The organism is Flavobacterium sp. FlaQc-57 (genome assembly GCF_044007395.1).
In the GTDB taxonomy this organism is placed as follows: domain Bacteria; phylum Bacteroidota; class Bacteroidia; order Flavobacteriales; family Flavobacteriaceae; genus Flavobacterium.
Map to the genome: position 1 here is coordinate 688,757 of NZ_JBIPDA010000002.1, position 18,445 is coordinate 707,201.

The following is an 18,445-nucleotide window of genomic DNA, read 5'->3' on the forward strand; positions in this document are numbered from 1 at the left end:
AACTAATTGTAATTATTCTACTATCACTTTCTTAGCCGAAGCAGCATCTTCGTTAATTAAGTATACATAGTAAATTCCTTTTGGCAAGCCAGATAAATTGATCGTATTATTGGTATCACCTGAATTGAATACGAATGATTTTACCAATTGTCCCAGCGAATTATAAACGGTTGCTTTTTCTAATGAAATATTGTTAATGTTTACTTCACCTTTTGTTGGGTTTGGGTACATTACTACTTTATCGAAAACTGAATCTTCGATACCTAGTGAAGAACATGTTGCCGAATATGAAGCTGTAGCATCTTTAGAAAATACGCTACTTGTAGTCGCAAATGAAACATTGTCTACCTGAATACAACTTAAAGCGGGATTTTTAAACATAAATGCAGTTGTGAAATTGGTATTATTACCATTTTTAAGGTTTAATGTTTTTAAAGCATTTTCCGAAACATTTACATATACTAACTTATTGTTTTTAGAGATGTCTAAAGTAGTTAGTTTGTTTTTATTAACCTGCAAAGTTGTAAGAGCAGTATTTGCTGACACGTTTAATGTTGTCAAATCATTTCCGTGAGTATATAATTCAATTAATTTAGAATTTTTTGTTACGTTTAATGATGTTAAAAGGTTGAATTGACAGTTTAAAAATTCAAGAGATGCGAAGTCCTGAATTCCTGTTAAGTCTTTAATGTCGCTCAACTGTACATTTAAATCTTTTACACTTGAAATTGTAGATGTTAATACTTTTCCGTTTTTACCATCTTTATCAATTTGCAGCGCAATTAATTTGTCTTCAAAAAGAGCATCCGGGATCAAAGTGTAGTTGCTGCAATTTTCTGTAAAGAAAGCAGTTTTGTCCAGTTTTCCATTCCAGTTATCATTAGAATAAGTGGTGTTGTCAACTTCAATACAAGTTAAAGCAGCGTTTTTAGTAAAATTAACACTGAACCAATCCATGTTTGTATTAAAACCATTTTTTACATTTAAAGTAGTCAGGCTATTATTTGAAACATTTAATGCAGTCAGCGATTTATTTTTACTAACATCAATTACAGTTATTAAATTTGAAGAACAGTTTAATTCTGTTAGCAAAAGATTGCTTGCAGGTGTTAAAGATGTTAATTGATTTGTACTACAGTTTAATATTTTTAAAGAAGTAAAATCCTGAATTCCGGTAAGATCTTTAATAGAGCTTGAAGAGACATCTAACGAAGTAACAGAAGCAATACTTAAAGTAGCTACTTTTCCGTTTTTACCATCTTTATCAATTTGTAATGCAATTAATTTATCTTCAAAATTAGAATCTGGAATTAAAGTATAAGTCGTACAATCCAAATTGTATTTTGCATTTGTATCTTTATAAGTAGTCCAGTTCGTGTCAGAATAAGCAACATTGTCAACTTGTATACAAGTTAAGCCAGAGTTGCCTTTAAAATTAAGACTTGAGCCAAATAAATTGTTAGCGCCATTTTTTAAATTTAGACTTTTTAATAAATTATTAGAACAATTTAAACTAACTAATAAAGTATTGTTTGATATATCTAAATTGGTTATTTTACTGTTTTGGCAAGATATAGTAGTTAATTTTTTATTGCTTGAAACATCTAAACTTTCTAAACCAGTAAGAAATGCAGTTAACGTAATTAAATTAGTGTTTTTACTTAGATCAAGACTCTTTAAAGAGGTATTAGATATTACATTTAAAGAAGTAAGTGTTGTGTTACTTTGAAGATCTAAATTTGTTAATGTATTACTTCCAATATTTAAACTTTCCAGAGCCAAACTTTTAGAAACATTAATTGAGCTCAATTTATTGCTGCTGCAATCTACCGTAACTAGATTTATGTTGTTTGTCAGGTCTAATGTAGATAAATTTTCTCCACTACAATTTAGTGTTTTTAAGGCTGTATTTTTGGTAAGATTCAGTTTTCCTAATTTGGTACCAGGAGTAGTTAGTAATTCTAAAGCTGCGAAATCCTCAATTCCTGTTAAATCAGTAATTTTTTGATAATTTGAGTAACGATAGTCGATTTTTTTCTCAACGGCAATTCTAGCTGTTAAAACTTTCCCATCCTCAATATTATCTATTCCATTACTTATTAGTGCTTTTTCAAATTCTATATCTGGAATTAAAGTGTATTTTGGTGCCGAGCAAACTTTGGTATAAGTTGCCCAAAGGTCTTTCTGTGAAGCCCAATTTGCATTTGAGTAAGCCACGTCGTCAACTAAAATACAAGTTAATATTGTATTGTTTGTTAGGTTTAAGTTCGCAACTGTCATTAAACTGTTTTGTTGATTTTGTAAATTTAATTCAGTTAAATTTTTATTATTCTTAAGTTCTAAGCTTTTTAGAGCTGTGTTTTTAGACAAATCCAGAGAAGTTAGCAGCGAAGAATTAATGGTTAAACTTTTTAGGGCTTTATTATTACTTAGATTTAAAGTTTTAAAGCTTGAACCAGATAGCGGTGTAAGCAATGTTTCTAAAGAAGTGAAAGCTTCAATACCTGTCAAATCAGAAATTTTTGTGTATTGCTGTAAATCTAAAACTTTAATTTCAGCAGCTAAAGCAGTCGATATTTTTCCATCTAAAACTAAATCTATATTTCGTGCGATCAAAGCCTTTTCAAATTCGGCATCAGGAATTAAAGTGTATGCAGTTGCGCAAACGGTACCATATTTTGTCCAGTTTTCTTTGTCTTTCCAGTTGGTGTTTGAGTAGTTAGCGTCATCAACTAATACACAGTCCAGGTGTGTGTTACTTTTTAAATTTATTGTTGTGAAAGCAGTGTTGTTTCCATTTTTTAAATTAATATCTGTCAAGTTGTTATTATTTGATAGATACAAATATGTTAATGCTTTATTTTGCGATAAGTCCAGAGTTGAAATTTTTGATTGGTACAAGGTTATGTTTTTTAATGCAATATTACTTGTAAGATTTAATTCTGTGACTAAACTGTTAAAGCCTGAAATGTTTTTTAATGCAATGTTCTTAGAGAAATCAATAGAGGTAAGTGGGTTGGAGCCAAAACTTACAACTTCCAAGTTTGTATTACTTGAAAGATCTAAATTTGTTAAGTTATTTGATTCTGCTATGACATTAGTAAGTGCTTTATTGTTTGAAAGGTTTATTTGGGCAATACTATTTGAGCTAAAGTCAAGTTCTGTTAACAAAGTATGTGATGAAACATCTAAGGTTGTAAGTTTATTGTTGCCGCAAGATAAATAAGTTAAATTTTTATTGTTGCTAATATCAAGGCTTGATAAATTTTCGCCTCGACAGCTTAAATATTTTAAGGCAGTATTTTTAGAAACGTTTAGTTTTCCCATTTTAGTGCCAGGCGTTTCTAATTTTTCTAATGCTGAGAAATCTTCGATACCAGTTAAATCGGTAATTTCTTGGTAGTCGCCGCTGTAGTTTAATTTTAGTTCCTTGATTTCTGCTATTCTTGATGTTAGAACTTTTCCATCAGAAGGGCCATCGATACCTAATCTAATTAGAATTTTTTCAAATTTAGTATCTGGAATTATAGTGTACTTTGGAGTTTCGCAAACGAGAGAAAATTTTAGTGAACTATCTTTATTGGTTGACCAATTAGCTTCAGAATATGCAACATTGTCAACTAAAACACAAGATAAACTTGGAGACCTGTTTAAATATAATCTCGACGGGACTATTAATTCATTTTTTCCGTTTTTTAAATTTACTTCTTGTAGATAATTAGCATTAGTACAAGAAAAAGATTGTAAAGCAGTATTTTTTGAAAGATCAATTTTTGTCAGCGTAGCATCAGAAATTGATAGAGTTGTTAATTTGGTGTTTGCACTAAGATCAATAGTGCTTAGAAGTAATGCGTTGTTAATGCTTAAATTGGTTAAAGCTAAATTCTTAGAAAGATCCAGGGTTGTATATTTATTACCGCCGCAACTTAAAACTTCTAGTAATGGATTTGCACTAAAATTCAGAGTTGCTATCTTGTGATGCGAGCAATCAAGGACTTTTAGCTTAGGGTTATGAGAAACATCTAAGCTAGTTATAGCTCCGGATCCTTCTTGTCCAGAGGAGGATCCTCCTGTTGAGAAATTTAATTCTGTTAAATTGATATTTGCAGTTACATTAATACTTGTAAGAGGACAACGAACAAAGGTTGCTTTTTCTAAAGCTAAGTTACTGGAAAGATTTACAGAAGTCAATGTTTGGTTATCATTGCAATTTAATTCTTTTAAAGAAGTAAAAGATTGAATTCCAGTTAAGTTACTTATAGAGCTACTTGAAAGGTCTAATGTTAATACTCCTGAAATTTTAGAAGTAAGTACTTGTCCATCTGTAGGTCCTGAATCAATATTCAAAGCAATTAATTTCTTTTCAAAATTAAGATCCGGGATCGCGGTGTATTGTTGCGCGTAAATAGAAAAATTTGCTAATAATAGCAACAAGAGTAGTTTTGTTTTCATAGATTAGGTTTACGTATTAGGTCGCGCAATTGTACAAAACACAATTCATTTTTCCTTACGGGAAACCGTAAGGATGAATTTATTTTTTAGAATCTAATAAATGAAGTATTGATTTAGTAAATGATTTTTGAAAGTAAATAGTCTAAAAACCTTACGTTTATAAGGCTTTTTTAAGCTTTGTAATATTTTAAAATGTTAGAATAAAAATCATAACACAGTGTTAATCGTTAGTTTTATGTAACAAAAAATCATAATTTAGGCGCATAATTTAACTTTACAATTATTTACAGATACATGAGTCATATAAAACCCCTTAAATTATCTGCTTTTGCATTACTTGTTTTAGCAGGTTGCAGCGCAAGTTTACAAGCACAAAATTCAGTGCTTAGACAACCAATTGTTGCTCCTTTAGCCATTGTTAAAAAAGCGCCTGTTAGTGAAAATGAATTAAAAAGATGGAGTCATTTGGATTTAGTAAAAGACTCTATTCCAGGTATGAGTGTTGATAGGGCTTACGCTGAATTATTACAAGGAAAAACAGGTAAAAAAGTAATTGTAGGTATTGTAGATTCTGGTGTCGACATTGAGCATCCGGATTTGCAAGGAATGATCTGGACAAATCTGAAAGAAATTCCTGGTAACGGAATTGACGATGATAAAAATGGTTTTGTAGATGATATTCACGGATGGAATTTTCTTGGAAATGCTGTTCATGAAAACCTTGAATTGACTCGAATTGTTAAAAAAGGAGATGACGGTTCTGCAGAATATAAAGAAGCATTGGCACAGTATACAAAAAAGTACGATGAAGCTTTAAAAGATAAAGAACAAGTTGATTTTTTACTTGAAGTTCATAAGACAATAAAAAATGAGCTTAACAAGGCAAATTATAAAGTTGAAGATTTAGCTGCTATAACTTCAACAGATAAAAAAGTTGTGCAGAGTAAAGATATTATGATGCAAATCTTTACTAATGCAGGTTCAACTTTTGACCCTGAAGTTGATTTTGAAGAGTATAGAGAACAAGTTTACGATCAGTTAAACTACAACTTAAACAAAGAATACGACGGGCGAAAAATTGTAGGTGATAATCCGGAAGATATCAAAGACAATCACTACGGGAATAATATAGTTTTTGGACCAGATAAAGAAAAAGCACTTCACGGAACTCACGTTGCCGGAATCATTGGTCAAATTCGTGGTAATGATTTAGGCGGAGATGGTGTTACAAATAATGTCGAAATATTAACAGTAAGAGCTGTTCCTGACGGAGATGAATATGATAAAGATATTGCTTTGGCAATTCGATATGCTGTTGATAATGGAGCAAAAGTAATCAACGGAAGTTTTGGAAAAAGTTTTTCTCCACATAAAAAATGGGTTTACGATGCAATAAAATATGCAGCAAAAAAAGATGTTTTAATTGTTCATGCAGCAGGTAATGATGGTTATAATATTGACGAAACAAAAAACATTAATTACCCAAATGATTCTGAAGATAACATCAAAGAATTTGCTAATAATCTAATTACAATTGGAGCATTAAATAAGGAATATGGAGAAACTGTTGTTGCAGGATTTTCTAATTTCGGAAAAATAAACGTTGACGTTTTTGCTCCTGGTGAAGAAATTTACGCAACAGTTCCAAATAATAAATACAAATATTTGCAAGGAACTTCAATGGCATCTCCAAATGCGGCAGGAGTTGCAGCATTGATTCGTTCATATTATCCAAAATTAAAAGCAGCACAGGTAAAACAAATTTTAATGGATTCTGGAGTTGCACTTCCATCAAAAGTAATTTTAGGAGAAAATCCAAATCCGGACCAAAAGCCTGTAGCAGTTTCTTCTGCAGAGTCGTCAAGAACGGCAAAAATGGTAAATGCTTATAATGCTTTATTGATGGCAGAAAAAATGTCTAAAAAATAAAATAACACAAAATACTAACCAAATGGAAGAGTGGCAACTCTTCCATTTTTATTGAAAAATCAATGCGAAAAATTATACTACTTTCCTTTTTGAGTTTGGGTTTAAACTCAGCATTTGCACAAAGTGCTCCGTATTGGCAGCAACATGTAGATTACAAAATGGAAGTTTCCATGGATGTAAAAAATTATCTGTACAAAGGAAAACAAGAATTGGTCTACACCAATAATTCTCCTGACACATTACGAAAAGTATTCTATCATTTGTTTCCAAATGCTTTTCAGCCGGGAAGCGAAATGGATGCTCGTTTGCATAACATAAAAGATCCGGATGGAAGAATGGTTACCAAAGTAAAAGGTGCTGATGGAAAAGATGTAAAGCAAAGTAGGATTGAAACATTAAAGCCAAATGAAATAGGATTTTTAAAAATCACTAACTTAAAACAAGATGGTGTAACGGCTCAAACCAGAGTTTCGGGAACGATTTTAGAAGTAACTTTAGCTAAGCCAATTTTACCAAACTCAAAAACAACTTTCACCTTAGATTTTGATGGACAAGTTCCAGTTCAAATTCGTCGTTCAGGACGTAATAATTCTGAAGGAGTTGAGTTGTCAATGTCACAATGGTATCCAAAATTAGCCGAATTTGATTTTGAAGGTTGGCACGCAGATCCGTACATCGCGAGAGAATTTCACGGTGTTTGGGGTAATTTTGATGTAAAAATTACAATTGACAAAGACTACACAATTGGAGGTTCGGGCTACTTGCAAGATAAAAATGAAATTGGTCACGGTTATGAAGATGCAGGTGTAACGGTAGTTTATCCTAAAAAGACAAAAACGTTAACATGGCATTTTATTGCTCCAAATGTTCATGATTTTACGTGGGCAGCAGATAAAGAATATACACATGATATTGTAAAAGGACCAAATGATGTTGATTTACATTTCTTCTACAAAAACAATCCGAAAACAACTGCAAATTGGAAGCAATTAGAGCCTTTAATGGTAAAAGTAATGGATTACTACAATCATAGAGTTGGAAATTATCCGTACAAGCAATATTCATTTATTCAAGGTGGAGATGGAGGAATGGAGTATGCAATGTGTACTTTGATGCTAGGAAATGGAACACTGGAAGGAATTTTAGGAACTGCGACTCATGAATTAGGACATTCTTGGTTTCAACATATTTTAGCTTCAAATGAGTCAAAACACCCATGGATGGATGAAGGTTTTACGACTTACATCGAAGACAGTGCTTTGAATGAATTAAAAGGAGATAAAAAAGAAGTAAATCCGTTTAAAGGAAATTATGCAGCTTATTACAGTTTAGTTAATTCTGGTAAAGAGCAGCCACAAGGTACGCATGGTGATCGTTACGACGAAAACAGACCTTACAGTACTTCATCTTATGTAAAAGGAAGTATCTTTTTGTCGCAATTAGAATATGTAATTGGAAAAGACAATGTTGATGCTACTTTAAAAAGATATTTTAACGATTTCAAATTCAAACATCCAACTCCAAATGATATCAAAAGATCGGCAGAGAGAGTTTCAGGAGCTGAGTTAGATTGGTATTTAATAGATTGGACACAAACATTAAACACTATCGATTACGGAGTTAAGGACGTTGCAGATAATGCAGGAAAAACAACTGTAACTCTAGAAAGAATTGGAAGAATGCCAATGCCAATAGATTTAAAAGTAGATTATACAGACGGAACTTCTGAAACGTTTTATATTCCTTTAAGAATGATGAATTTCATAAAGCCAAATCCAACTCCAAATGTAAAAAGAACCGTTTTGGATGATTGGGCATGGGCACAGTCAAACTACAGTTTTACAATTGATAAAAACAAAACAGCCATTAAAAAAATCACTATTGATCCAAGCGGATTAATGGCCGATGTAAAAGCTGCAAATAATGTTTATGAAGTGAAGTAATCTTCATTTATAAAAACAAAAAATCCCGTTTATTAATTTAAACGGGATTTTTTATTTTCAGATTATAAAGTTTTAACTCAAATGCTCAATCATATCTTTTGTCATCGATTCCAGATCAAAAGTATGTTTCCAACCCCAATCTTTTCTCGCTTCTGTATCATCGATACTTGCTGGCCAGCTGTCCGCAATTTTCTGACGGAAATCAGGCTCGTAAGTAATTGTAAATTCAGGAATATGTTTTTTAATTTCAGTAGCAATTTCAGTTGGCGTAAAACTCATTGCGGCCAAATTGTATGAAGAATGTATTTTAATTTCCTCAACCGGTGCTTTCATAATATTAATGGTTGCATCAATAGCATCATCCATATACATCATAGGCATTTTTGTTTCAGATGATAAAAAGCATTCGTATTTTTTATCGGCAATAGCTTTGTAAAAAATATCAACTGCATAATCAGTTGTTCCACCGCCTGGAGGTGTAGACCAGCTAATTAAACCAGGATAACGTATGCTTCGAACATCAACTCCGTAAATATTATGGTAGTATTCGCACCATCTTTCTCCTGCTTGTTTACTAATTCCGTAAACAGTCGAAGGCTCCATTACAGTATATTGAGGTGTATTTTCTTTTGGCGTTGTTGGTCCAAAAACGGCAATGCTTGATGGCCAGAAAATCTTTTTTATTTTTTTTGCTTTCGCTAAATTTAAAACGTGAAATAATGAATTCATATTCAAATCCCAGGCAAAGGCAGGGTTTTTCTCGGCTGTAGCCGATAAAAGGGCCGCCATTAAATAAATATCGGTAATTTGATGTATTTCAACAAGATGCTCAATTTGATTAAAATCTAAAGCATTGACGACTTCGAACGGACCTGAATTTACAACGTCAGTATTTAATTTTCGAATATCAGAAGCAATTACATTTTCTGTTCCGTAAAGCTTACGCAGTTTTTGAGTCAGTTCTGTCCCAATTTGACCGCAAGCGCCAATGATCAATATTTTTGGAGTCATTTGTGTTGTTTTTTAGATACGCAAATATAACGTTTTCGCAAATATTTTTACTTTTTACGAGAACAAATTATAAATTTAACAATTAAAAAGTTTGTTTGTTGGATTATTCTCTTTTACAACGGTGTGCCTTTGTGCCTTGATATTTTTTTAAACAAAGCCCTTTTTTAATGCTACGATAGTCAAATAAAATCATTTTAATTCTATTAATCTCGGGCAAAAAAACAGTCATGATTTATAGAATCTTTAGCAAAAAACAGAATTCGTAATTGTAAATTTACTTTGTAACTTTGTAGCTTAATGTTTTACCAAATGAAATATAAAATATCTCTTTTTCTACTTTTTGTTTTTGTACTAAATTCATGTCAAAATGAAGATGAAAAACGCCGTGCTGAAAATGAAAAAGAAGCTAAAAAAAAGGAAGTTATTTTCAATAATATCAATAAATCCTGGGTGTTTATTGACGAACCCATCAATGAGGCTTCAGAACAAAAAGTAAGTTCCTGGACAGAATGGCGCGAATTCCTGGAAGAACTTGGAGATAAACCAAGAAAAACCATTGGTGCCTTCCAAAAAAAGTCAACTGCTATTTCAAAAAAAGCAATGGCTTTAAACAATAACATTCCTGCAGAATTTAATGTACCATCAATTAAAAGCCGAATCTCAATTTTGATTACTAAAATCATGATGATGGATCTGTTTATTCATTTGAATCAGATTCCGGACAAAAAAGTAACTTTTTTAATTGGAGAAATCAACAAAGAATTGGTTTCATTAGAAAGGCAAATGGACAATATTATTGTAAAAAGTAAAATTCCAAAAGAAGAAGGAGAGGAAGATTTCTTGAAGATGTTAGATACAACACGCGCGATACCAAATGCAAGTGTAAATACAAGTCCACTTCAGTTGAAAAATACAGATCAAAAATAGTCGAAAATTGAGTAAAAACGCCTTATATACAATGTATGATAATCTGCCAAAAAATCAGCAGATTGCCACACAATTACTAGAACAGAATCAAATAAAAATGCATCTTAACGGATTGTTAGGATCAGCAGTTTCATTTGTAATTCGTGCTGTTTTTAAAAAATCTGAGCTTCCTTTTTTGGTAGTTTTAGACAATAAAGAAGAAGCAGCTTATTATTTGAATGATCTTGAACAAATGATCGGTGAACAAGATGTTTTGTTTTATCCTGCATCATTTCGTCGTCCCTATCAAGTTGATGAAACGGATAATGCGAATGTTTTACTTCGTGCTGAGGTTTTAAACAGAATAAATTCTCGTAAAAAACCAGCCATAATTGTTACGTATCCTGAAGCTCTTTTTGAGAAAGTGGTTACGCGTCAGCAGTTAGATAAAAACACATTAAAAGTTGCATTAAACGATAAAATTTCAATAGATTTTATCAACGAAGTTTTGTTTGAATATGAGTTCAAAAGAGTCGATTTTATTACAGAACCGGGAGAATTTTCTGTTCGTGGAGGAATTGTCGATGTGTTTTCGTTCTCAAACGATCATCCTTACAGAATTGAATTTTTTGGAAACGAAGTAGACAGTATCAGAAGTTTTGATGTTGAAACGCAATTATCTGTCGAAACACATAAAAAAATCACGATTATACCAAATGTCGAAAACAAGATATTTCAGGAAAACCGTGAAAGTTTCTTAGATTATATTGCAGAGAAAACAGTTCTTTTTATCCAAAATACCGACGGACTTTTTAGTCAGTTAGACAAACAATTTGCAAGGGCAGAAGAAGCTTTTGAAAAATTATCCAAAGAAATAAAACATGCCGAACCTGAACAGTTATTCTTAAATCAGGCTTCGTTTATTAAAAGAGCATTAGATTTTTCGATTGTAGAGTTGGCTTCAAAACCAATCTTTAAAACAACTAAGAATTTCGATTTTCATATTCAGCCTCAACCCTCTTTCAATAAACAATTTGATTTATTGTTGAATAATCTGAGTGATAATCATTTTAACGGATATAAAAATTATCTGTTCTGTTCGAATGATGCTCAGGCAAAACGTTTTCACGATATTTTTGAAACTTTAGATGAAGCCAATTCAGAGAATATTCGTAAGCAATATCACACCGTTGTTTTGCCTTTGTACCAAGGTTTTATTGACGAAGAAAATCAGATTACGGCATATACAGATCATCAGATTTTTGAGCGTTATCACAAATTCAATATTAAAAACGGATATTCTAAAAAACAGAATATTACGCTTAAGGAATTGACCTCGCTTTCTGTTGGCGATTATGTTACACACATCGATCACGGAATTGGCAAGTTTGGCGGATTGCAGAAAATTCAGGTCGAAGGCAAAACGCAGGAAGCTATAAAATTGGTTTATGCTGATAATGATATCGTTTATGTAAGCATACATTCGCTTCACAAAATTTCAAAATACAATGGAAAAGACGGAACGCCGCCTAAGATTTATAAATTAGGATCGAACGCCTGGAAGATTTTAAAACAAAAAACCAAAGCGCGTGTCAAACATATTGCTTTCAACTTAATTCAGTTGTATGCAAAACGCCGTTTAGAAAAAGGTTTTCAGTTTGCTCCGGACAGTTATTTACAGAACGAATTAGAAAGTTCGTTTATTTATGAAGATACCCCGGATCAAACCAAATCAACGCAAGAAGTAAAAGCCGACATGGAAAGCGATCGCCCAATGGATCGTTTGGTTTGTGGTGATGTTGGTTTTGGAAAAACAGAGGTTGCAATTCGCGCGGCTTTTAAAGCTGTTGATAATAGTAAACAAGTTGCCGTTTTGGTTCCGACCACGATTTTGGCATACCAACATTATAGAACTTTTTCTGAGCGTTTGAAGGATATGCCGGTTTCAATAGGTTATTTAAACCGATTTAGAACCGCAAAACAAAAAGCACAGACATTAAAAGATTTAGCCGAAGGAAAACTTGATATTGTTATTGGGACACATCAATTGGTCAATAAAAATGTAGTTTTTAAAGATTTAGGATTATTGATTGTCGATGAGGAACAAAAGTTTGGAGTAAACGTAAAAGATAAACTAAAAACTATTGCGGCAAATGTTGATACGCTGACATTAACGGCGACGCCAATCCCAAGAACGCTTCAGTTTTCGTTAATGGCAGCTCGAGATTTATCGGTAATTACAACGCCTCCGCCAAATCGTTATCCGATCGAAACGAATGTGGTTGGTTTTAATGAAGAAGTAATTCGTGATGCAATTTCGTATGAAATTCAGCGAAACGGACAGGTTTTCTTTATCAATAATAGAATTGAGAATATAAAAGAAGTGGCAGGAATGATTCAGCGTTTGGTTCCAAATGCCAGAGTCGGAATTGGTCACGGACAAATGGAAGGTGCCAAACTCGAGGAATTGATGTTAGGTTTCATGAACGGAGATTTTGATGTTCTTGTAGCAACAACAATTATCGAAAGTGGTTTGGATGTACCAAATGCCAACACGATTTTTATCAACAATGCGAATAATTTCGGATTATCAGATTTGCACCAAATGCGTGGTCGAGTAGGGCGAAGCAATAAAAAAGCATTTTGTTATTTCATCTGTCCGCCATATTCATCTATGACCGAAGATGCCAGAAAACGTATTCAGGCTTTGGAACAATTTAGTGAACTTGGAAGCGGTTTCAACATTGCGATGAAAGATCTTGAAATTCGTGGTGCGGGAGATTTATTGGGTGGTGAACAAAGCGGTTTCATCAATGAAATTGGTTTTGATACCTACCAAAAAATCATGAACGAAGCCATCGAAGAATTAAAAGAAAACGAATTCAAAGATTTGTATCCTGAAGAGAACGATATTGAAACGAAAGAATACGTAAAAGATCTTCAAATCGACACTGATTTTGAGTTGTTATTTTCGGATGAATATATCAATAATGTTACAGAACGTTTGAGTTTATACAACGAATTGGGATCTGTGAAAAATGAAGAAGAATTGATTGTTTTCCAAAACAAATTAATTGACCGTTTTGGTCCAATGCCTCCACGTGCCAATGCATTAATGAATAGTATTCGTATTAAATGGATCGCAACAGCTGTTGGAATTGAGAAATTAGTAATGAAAAAAGGTAAAATGATTGGCTATTTCGTTTCTGATCAACAATCAGATTATTACCAATCGAAGCGTTTTCATAAAGTGATAAAATTTGTTCAGACGCACAGTAATCTTTGCACAATGAAAGAAAAGCAAACTCCAAATGGTTTACGTCTTTTACTGACTTTTGAGAATGTAAAATCTACGAAAAGAGCTTTGGAATTGATGGAGATGTTGGGGGAGTAACATTTCAAAAGAATATAAAAAAGGCGTACAGAATTTTCTATACGCCTTTTTTTATTTTAAAGAATTAATGCAATAATTAGTTTTTCAAGTCCTTAATTACTTTAAAAGCAACATCAACCTGATCTTCTCCAACTAAAATCGTGAATTCATTTGAAGTAGAAATTACCTCATTAATAATAATTCCTTCCCAAGCCAAACGCTGAAAAATGAAATAATAAATTCCTGGAACTACAATATTTTCTTTTGGTAATTTTACAGTGATAGAAGCTAAATTGTCTAATTTTTGAATTAGTTTTTCGCGAACAAAGTGTTTCTCAACTAAATGATTTACACTGCTGCTTACCACAATATTAGTTTCGTTTACACCACGAGACGAAGTATAAAAAATATCAGATAAGGCATTAATATCAGAAATTAAATCAGCTTGTTTGTTTAAAACTGTTTCTGAAGCAGCAAAAGTGTAATCTGTCAATTCTGAGCGAACTGTGATCTCGCCAATGTTTTTAATTACTTTATTAATTTTATGATTTAACTTAAAATCCAATTCTTCTGTGAGTCGTTTAAGTGACATTACTACAGCACCTTGTTTCACTTCTTTGCCAAATTCACTCTCTAATTCGGTCATAATATTCCGAGAAAGCGACGTCAGGTTGATGATTCCAAGCGATAGCGCATTTAATAAAAAAGGTTTTGTTTTGATGTAATTTTCGACGATTGAAGAAACGGTTTTCATAGTTTTTTTTCTTTTTTTTTTGTAACGTAATTGGTTTGCGTAGTTAATTTGATGTTATAAATCTTTGCAAATATAAATTAAAAAACAATTTGTTACAATTATAACAATAAAAAAATATGTTAAAAGTGATAAAAAGCATCCGTAAGATGTTCAATTGCAAATGTTTCACCGTTTTTATGAATAGCCATAATGTCAAATCGAATATTTAAGTCATTACCAAAATCCTTTTCCCTATCGTTTATGTAGGCATTTACTGCTTTTATCAAAAGCTGAATTTTTTTTGGCTTAACAAAATCCTGTGGAGAACCAAAATCTAAACTCGAGCGCGTTTTAACTTCAATTACGGCCAAAATGGATTCTTTTTGAGCAATAATATCTATTTCAGCCTTCTGAAAAGTCCAGTTTTGGTCTAAAATTTCATATCCATTTTCCTTAAGAAATTGTACTGCTAGTTCTTCTCCTTTTTTTCCGAGTTCGTTGTGTTCAGCCATTTTTTTAATTGTGAGTTATGAATTTTTCATGCTTTATCGAGCAATTTGCACGCAAAGACGCGAAGTCGCAAAGTTTGATTCCTTTCCTTGCGACTTCGCGTCTTTGCGAGATTATAATATGTGGTATTTAAAATTCCGTATTTTAAGGAACTCTGAGATAATTTTATTTTTGAAAAGTAACAGTACTTCCTGATGCATTTACATCAATAGAAATGGTATTTCCCATAATTAAAGCACGATTGTCCTGAATATGTCCTGCAGGAAAATTGAATATTACGGGGATATTATATTTTTTGGTTACATCATCTACAATTTCGACAGCATTTTTACCCCACGGAACTTCATTGTCTTTCATTTTGGTCATACCGCCAACTATGATTCCTTTTAAGTTTTCAATGCAGCCATTGCGTCTTAAATTGATCATCATGCGATCAATATGATATAAATATTCATCCAAATCTTCGATAAACAAAATTTTATCCTTGCAATCTATTGCAGATGGAGAACCTAACAAGCTGTATAAAATGGATAAATTCCCTCCAACCAATTCACCAGTAGCTTTTCCAAGACGATTCATTTTATCAGGAGCAATAGAATAAGATAATGGTTCTCCAAACAAACTCGATTTCATTGAACTAACGGCTGCAGGAGTAGCACGTGCAACAGTAACTGGCATAATACCGTGTATAGATTTATATCCCATTGTGTTTAAATGATTGTGCAAAACTGTAACATCACTAAAACCAATAATCCATTTTGGATGCTGCTTGAATTTAGTAAAATCAAGTAAATCAATCATTCTTACAGTTCCATAACCGCCGCGAACACACCAAATTGCTTTAATATTCGGATTGTCTAATTGGTGCTGAAAATCTGCGGCGCGTTGTTCATCAGTCCCGGCAAGTTGGTTATAGTCAAGTCCAATTGTAGTTCCAACAACAGCTTCTAATCCCCAACTGTGCAATAAATCTATTGTAGGTTTTAAGTTGTCATCGATATTTTTTCTGGCTGTTGCCAAAATGGCTACAGTATCTCCTTTTTGTAAATAAGGTGGTGTTATCATGTTTTGTTGAGATTGACAGGTGAATGATTGTAAGGCAAAAATAAGAAATACGAATTTACCAAAAGCAATGCGTTTCTTGAAGTGCTGAAAGTGTTTCGTGATCATAGTTTCTTTTTGCTTAAAATTATAAATTATTTTTTAGATGAGGTTTCGATTCAATTATTAACCGCCATATTTATTTTGTAAATTTTCCAGAATTAAAATTAATCCTTTATCGGCTTCTTCTGATTGTACATTAGCAAAAACAATAAAAGCTTTATTTATGGATTTACAAATATACACTTTGGTTAAAAAAGTTCCCGGATTTCCATTATGAAATGAATAAAGTAATTGATTTGATTCCTTAATTTCAGAATTCCATCCAAAAGAAAATTCAGGTAAACCAAAATGCATATAATTAAATTCCTCTTTGGTGAACAATTTTGATTTTCCTTCTAAACCTTGAAGCTGCATTTGCATAAATTTACAATAACCAGGCAAACTAATATTTATATTTCCTGCCGAAGAAAGCCAATTAAGTTTGTAATTTGAGGAAGGCTTTTCAGGTTTTAAATCTTCATCATGTCCCCAAGGCTGATACTGATCTTTGAAATTAGGCTGTCCAAATTCAAAATCGATGTTTAAACTCTTTCCTAATTCTTTTACCAAAGTTTCATAGCTTTTGCCGGATGCTTTTTCGAGCATAAGTCCCGCTGCAACATAACTCGGGTTGGACCAATATATAGGTTGTGTTTCTGTAACAGGATTTTGTTTTAGGAACCAGGAAATAAATTCGTAACGCTGTTGCTGATTATTACCTTTAATCTCCTTTTGAGTTGGAGTTTCATTTCCATAAGACCAAGTATCTATGTTGGCGCGAAAAGTTATAAAATCCTGTAATGTAAAATTGTAAGTTACAGGATTACTCTGTGCCTTTAATTCTGGATATAAATCGAAAAATTTGGTGCCCCATTTTATTTTTCCTTCTTTAACTAAAACCGCTGCAATATAACTTGTAATTGTTTTAGTTATTGATCCTAAGCGGAATTTATCATCAATTGTTGCTTTATATTTTGAGTCGATACGTTGATAACCCAATGCTTGAATTTCTAAAATAGAGTCTGCAGAAACTACAGCATAAGCCAGTTCGGGAATCTGATGTTTGATTCTGATGCTATCAGAAAATGAAATGTTTTTTTGCCCGTGAGAAATATTGAATAAAAAAGATAATACAAGAGCAAAACGTAGTTTTTTCATTTTTGATAAGTAATAAATTAAGAGAGCAAGTTACAAGAGATTTTAGGATAAACAAATAAACGGTATAAAATAAACATTAGATTTTTCTTACAATTTGATTATTTTGTATACATTGGATTCTTCAAAATATTAATTTATGAAATTGGTTCTTTTTCAATTCTATTTCGCAATTCTTTTTTCATTTTCGATTCAAGCGCAATCAAAAAAGTATATTATTCATACGGTTGCATTTTATAATTTCGAAAATCTTTTTGATACTACAAATGACATGAATACAAATGACGATGAATGGACACCAACCGGAGCCCAGCATTGGACAGAAGAGAAATACAGACAGAAATTAAAAAATCTTGCCCGGGTTATTTCTGAAATAGGAACACCCGAAAACTCAAACGCACCCACAATTATTGGAGGTTCTGAAGTTGAGAATCGTGGTGTTCTGGAAGATTTAATTAAAGAGCCACAATTAGTAAATCATGATTACGGAATTATACATTTTGATTCGCCGGATAAACGCGGAATTGATGTTGCTTTACTTTATCAGAAAAAATATTTTAGACCCACTTCTTTTTCTAATATTCCTTTGTTGATTTACAAAAATAAAGCTGTTACAAAACAAGATAATAAAGAAAATAATAAAGAAGAAATCGACGATGATAATGAAGGTAAAAGGGAACTGACAATAGACAGAAATCGAGTTTTTACAAGAGACCAGCTTTTAATCACAGGTTTTTTAGAAGATGAGGAAATCAGTATTATTGTGAATCACTGGCCGTCGCGATCAGGAGGCGAGAAGGCCAGTAGTCAATTCCGTGAAGCTGCAGGTCAATTAAATAGGAGAATTATTGATTCATTGCAGCAAATTAATCCAAATGCAAAAGTGTTTACAATGGGAGATTTTAATGACGGACCTTATAATAAAAGTATAAAAGTAGCATTAGGAGCAAAGGCAAAAAAAGCCGAAGTTCCAGAGTTTGGTATTTATAATCCTTTTGAAGAAATGATGAATAAAGGAATGGGAACAATTGCATTTCGTGATTCGTGGGATATTTTTGATCAAATTATAATAACAGAGTCTCTTATAAAACCCGATTATTCAAATTTTAAGTTTTGGAAAGCAGGAATTTTCAACAGACCGTATTTGGTGCAAACTTCAGGACAATATAAAGGATATCCGCTACGACATAGTCAAACCGAAGTAGGTTTTAGTGATCACTTTCCGGTTTATGTTTATCTGCTTAGAGAAATGAAATAGTTTTAAGTATTCAGTCACAGTTTTAAGTCTCA

At 32.4% G+C, this 18,445-nt stretch carries 11 protein-coding genes; 5 read left to right on the forward strand and 6 right to left on the reverse strand.

Going from position 1 to position 18,445, the window contains the following annotated elements; genetic code table 11:
• Positions 1–12 precede the first annotated feature (12 nt).
• Positions 13–4,452 (reverse strand): T9SS type A sorting domain-containing protein, encoded by a 4,440-nt coding sequence (locus ACHRVZ_RS08990; RefSeq protein WP_395421993.1) that lies wholly within the window; start codon positions 4,450–4,452, stop codon positions 13–15.
• Between the two features lie 294 nt (positions 4,453–4,746).
• Between ACHRVZ_RS08990 and ACHRVZ_RS08995 the strand changes: the two genes are divergently transcribed.
• Both ACHRVZ_RS08995 and ACHRVZ_RS09000 read left to right on the forward strand, forming a co-directional pair.
• Positions 4,747–6,381 carry a S8 family peptidase gene (locus ACHRVZ_RS08995; RefSeq protein WP_395421994.1) on the forward strand — a complete coding sequence of 545 codons (1,635 nt, stop codon included), beginning with the start codon at positions 4,747–4,749 and terminating at the stop codon, positions 6,379–6,381.
• Positions 6,382–6,443: 62 nt separating this feature from the next.
• Positions 6,444–8,324 carry a M1 family metallopeptidase gene (locus ACHRVZ_RS09000; protein WP_395421995.1) on the forward strand — a complete coding sequence of 627 codons (1,881 nt, stop codon included), beginning with the start codon at positions 6,444–6,446 and terminating at the stop codon, positions 8,322–8,324.
• Positions 8,325–8,396: 72 nt separating this feature from the next.
• Here the strand turns inward: ACHRVZ_RS09000 and ACHRVZ_RS09005 are convergent, their stop codons facing one another.
• Positions 8,397–9,335 carry an L-threonine 3-dehydrogenase gene (locus ACHRVZ_RS09005; protein ID WP_395421997.1) on the reverse strand — a complete coding sequence of 313 codons (939 nt, stop codon included), beginning with the start codon at positions 9,333–9,335 and terminating at the stop codon, positions 8,397–8,399.
• A gap of 309 nt (positions 9,336–9,644) precedes the next feature.
• On the opposite strand from ACHRVZ_RS09005, the gene ACHRVZ_RS09010 reads away from it, so the two are divergent.
• Both ACHRVZ_RS09010 and mfd read left to right on the forward strand, forming a co-directional pair.
• Positions 9,645–10,262 (forward strand): hypothetical protein, encoded by a 618-nt coding sequence (locus ACHRVZ_RS09010; protein WP_395421998.1) that lies wholly within the window; start codon positions 9,645–9,647, stop codon positions 10,260–10,262.
• 7 nt (positions 10,263–10,269) lie between these two features.
• Complete coding sequence (gene mfd, locus ACHRVZ_RS09015; protein WP_395421999.1) at positions 10,270–13,635, forward strand: transcription-repair coupling factor; 3,366 nt, start codon at positions 10,270–10,272, stop codon at positions 13,633–13,635.
• Between the two features lie 76 nt (positions 13,636–13,711).
• On the opposite strand, the gene ACHRVZ_RS09020 is transcribed toward mfd, so the two are convergent.
• From ACHRVZ_RS09020 to ACHRVZ_RS09035, 4 genes are all read right to left on the reverse strand, one after another.
• Positions 13,712–14,368, reverse strand: coding sequence for an aspartate kinase (locus ACHRVZ_RS09020; RefSeq protein ID WP_089477609.1), 657 nt, complete (start codon positions 14,366–14,368; stop codon positions 13,712–13,714).
• 119 nt (positions 14,369–14,487) lie between these two features.
• Positions 14,488–14,859, reverse strand: a complete 372-nt coding sequence (locus tag ACHRVZ_RS09025; protein WP_395422000.1) for a YraN family protein — start codon at positions 14,857–14,859, stop codon at positions 14,488–14,490.
• Between the two features lie 163 nt (positions 14,860–15,022).
• On the reverse strand, positions 15,023–15,922 hold the full coding sequence (locus ACHRVZ_RS09030) for an LD-carboxypeptidase (protein WP_395422506.1): 900 nt from the start codon (positions 15,920–15,922) through the stop codon (positions 15,023–15,025).
• Positions 15,923–16,084: 162 nt separating this feature from the next.
• Positions 16,085–17,158: a serine hydrolase domain-containing protein gene (locus ACHRVZ_RS09035; RefSeq protein WP_395422001.1), complete on the reverse strand. Its 1,074-nt coding sequence runs from the start codon at positions 17,156–17,158 to the stop codon at positions 16,085–16,087.
• A 136-nt stretch (positions 17,159–17,294) separates the two neighbouring features.
• Between ACHRVZ_RS09035 and ACHRVZ_RS09040 the strand changes: the two genes are divergently transcribed.
• Positions 17,295–18,413 (forward strand): endonuclease/exonuclease/phosphatase family protein, encoded by a 1,119-nt coding sequence (locus tag ACHRVZ_RS09040; RefSeq protein WP_395422002.1) that lies wholly within the window; start codon positions 17,295–17,297, stop codon positions 18,411–18,413.
• Positions 18,414–18,445: the final 32 nt, after the last annotated feature.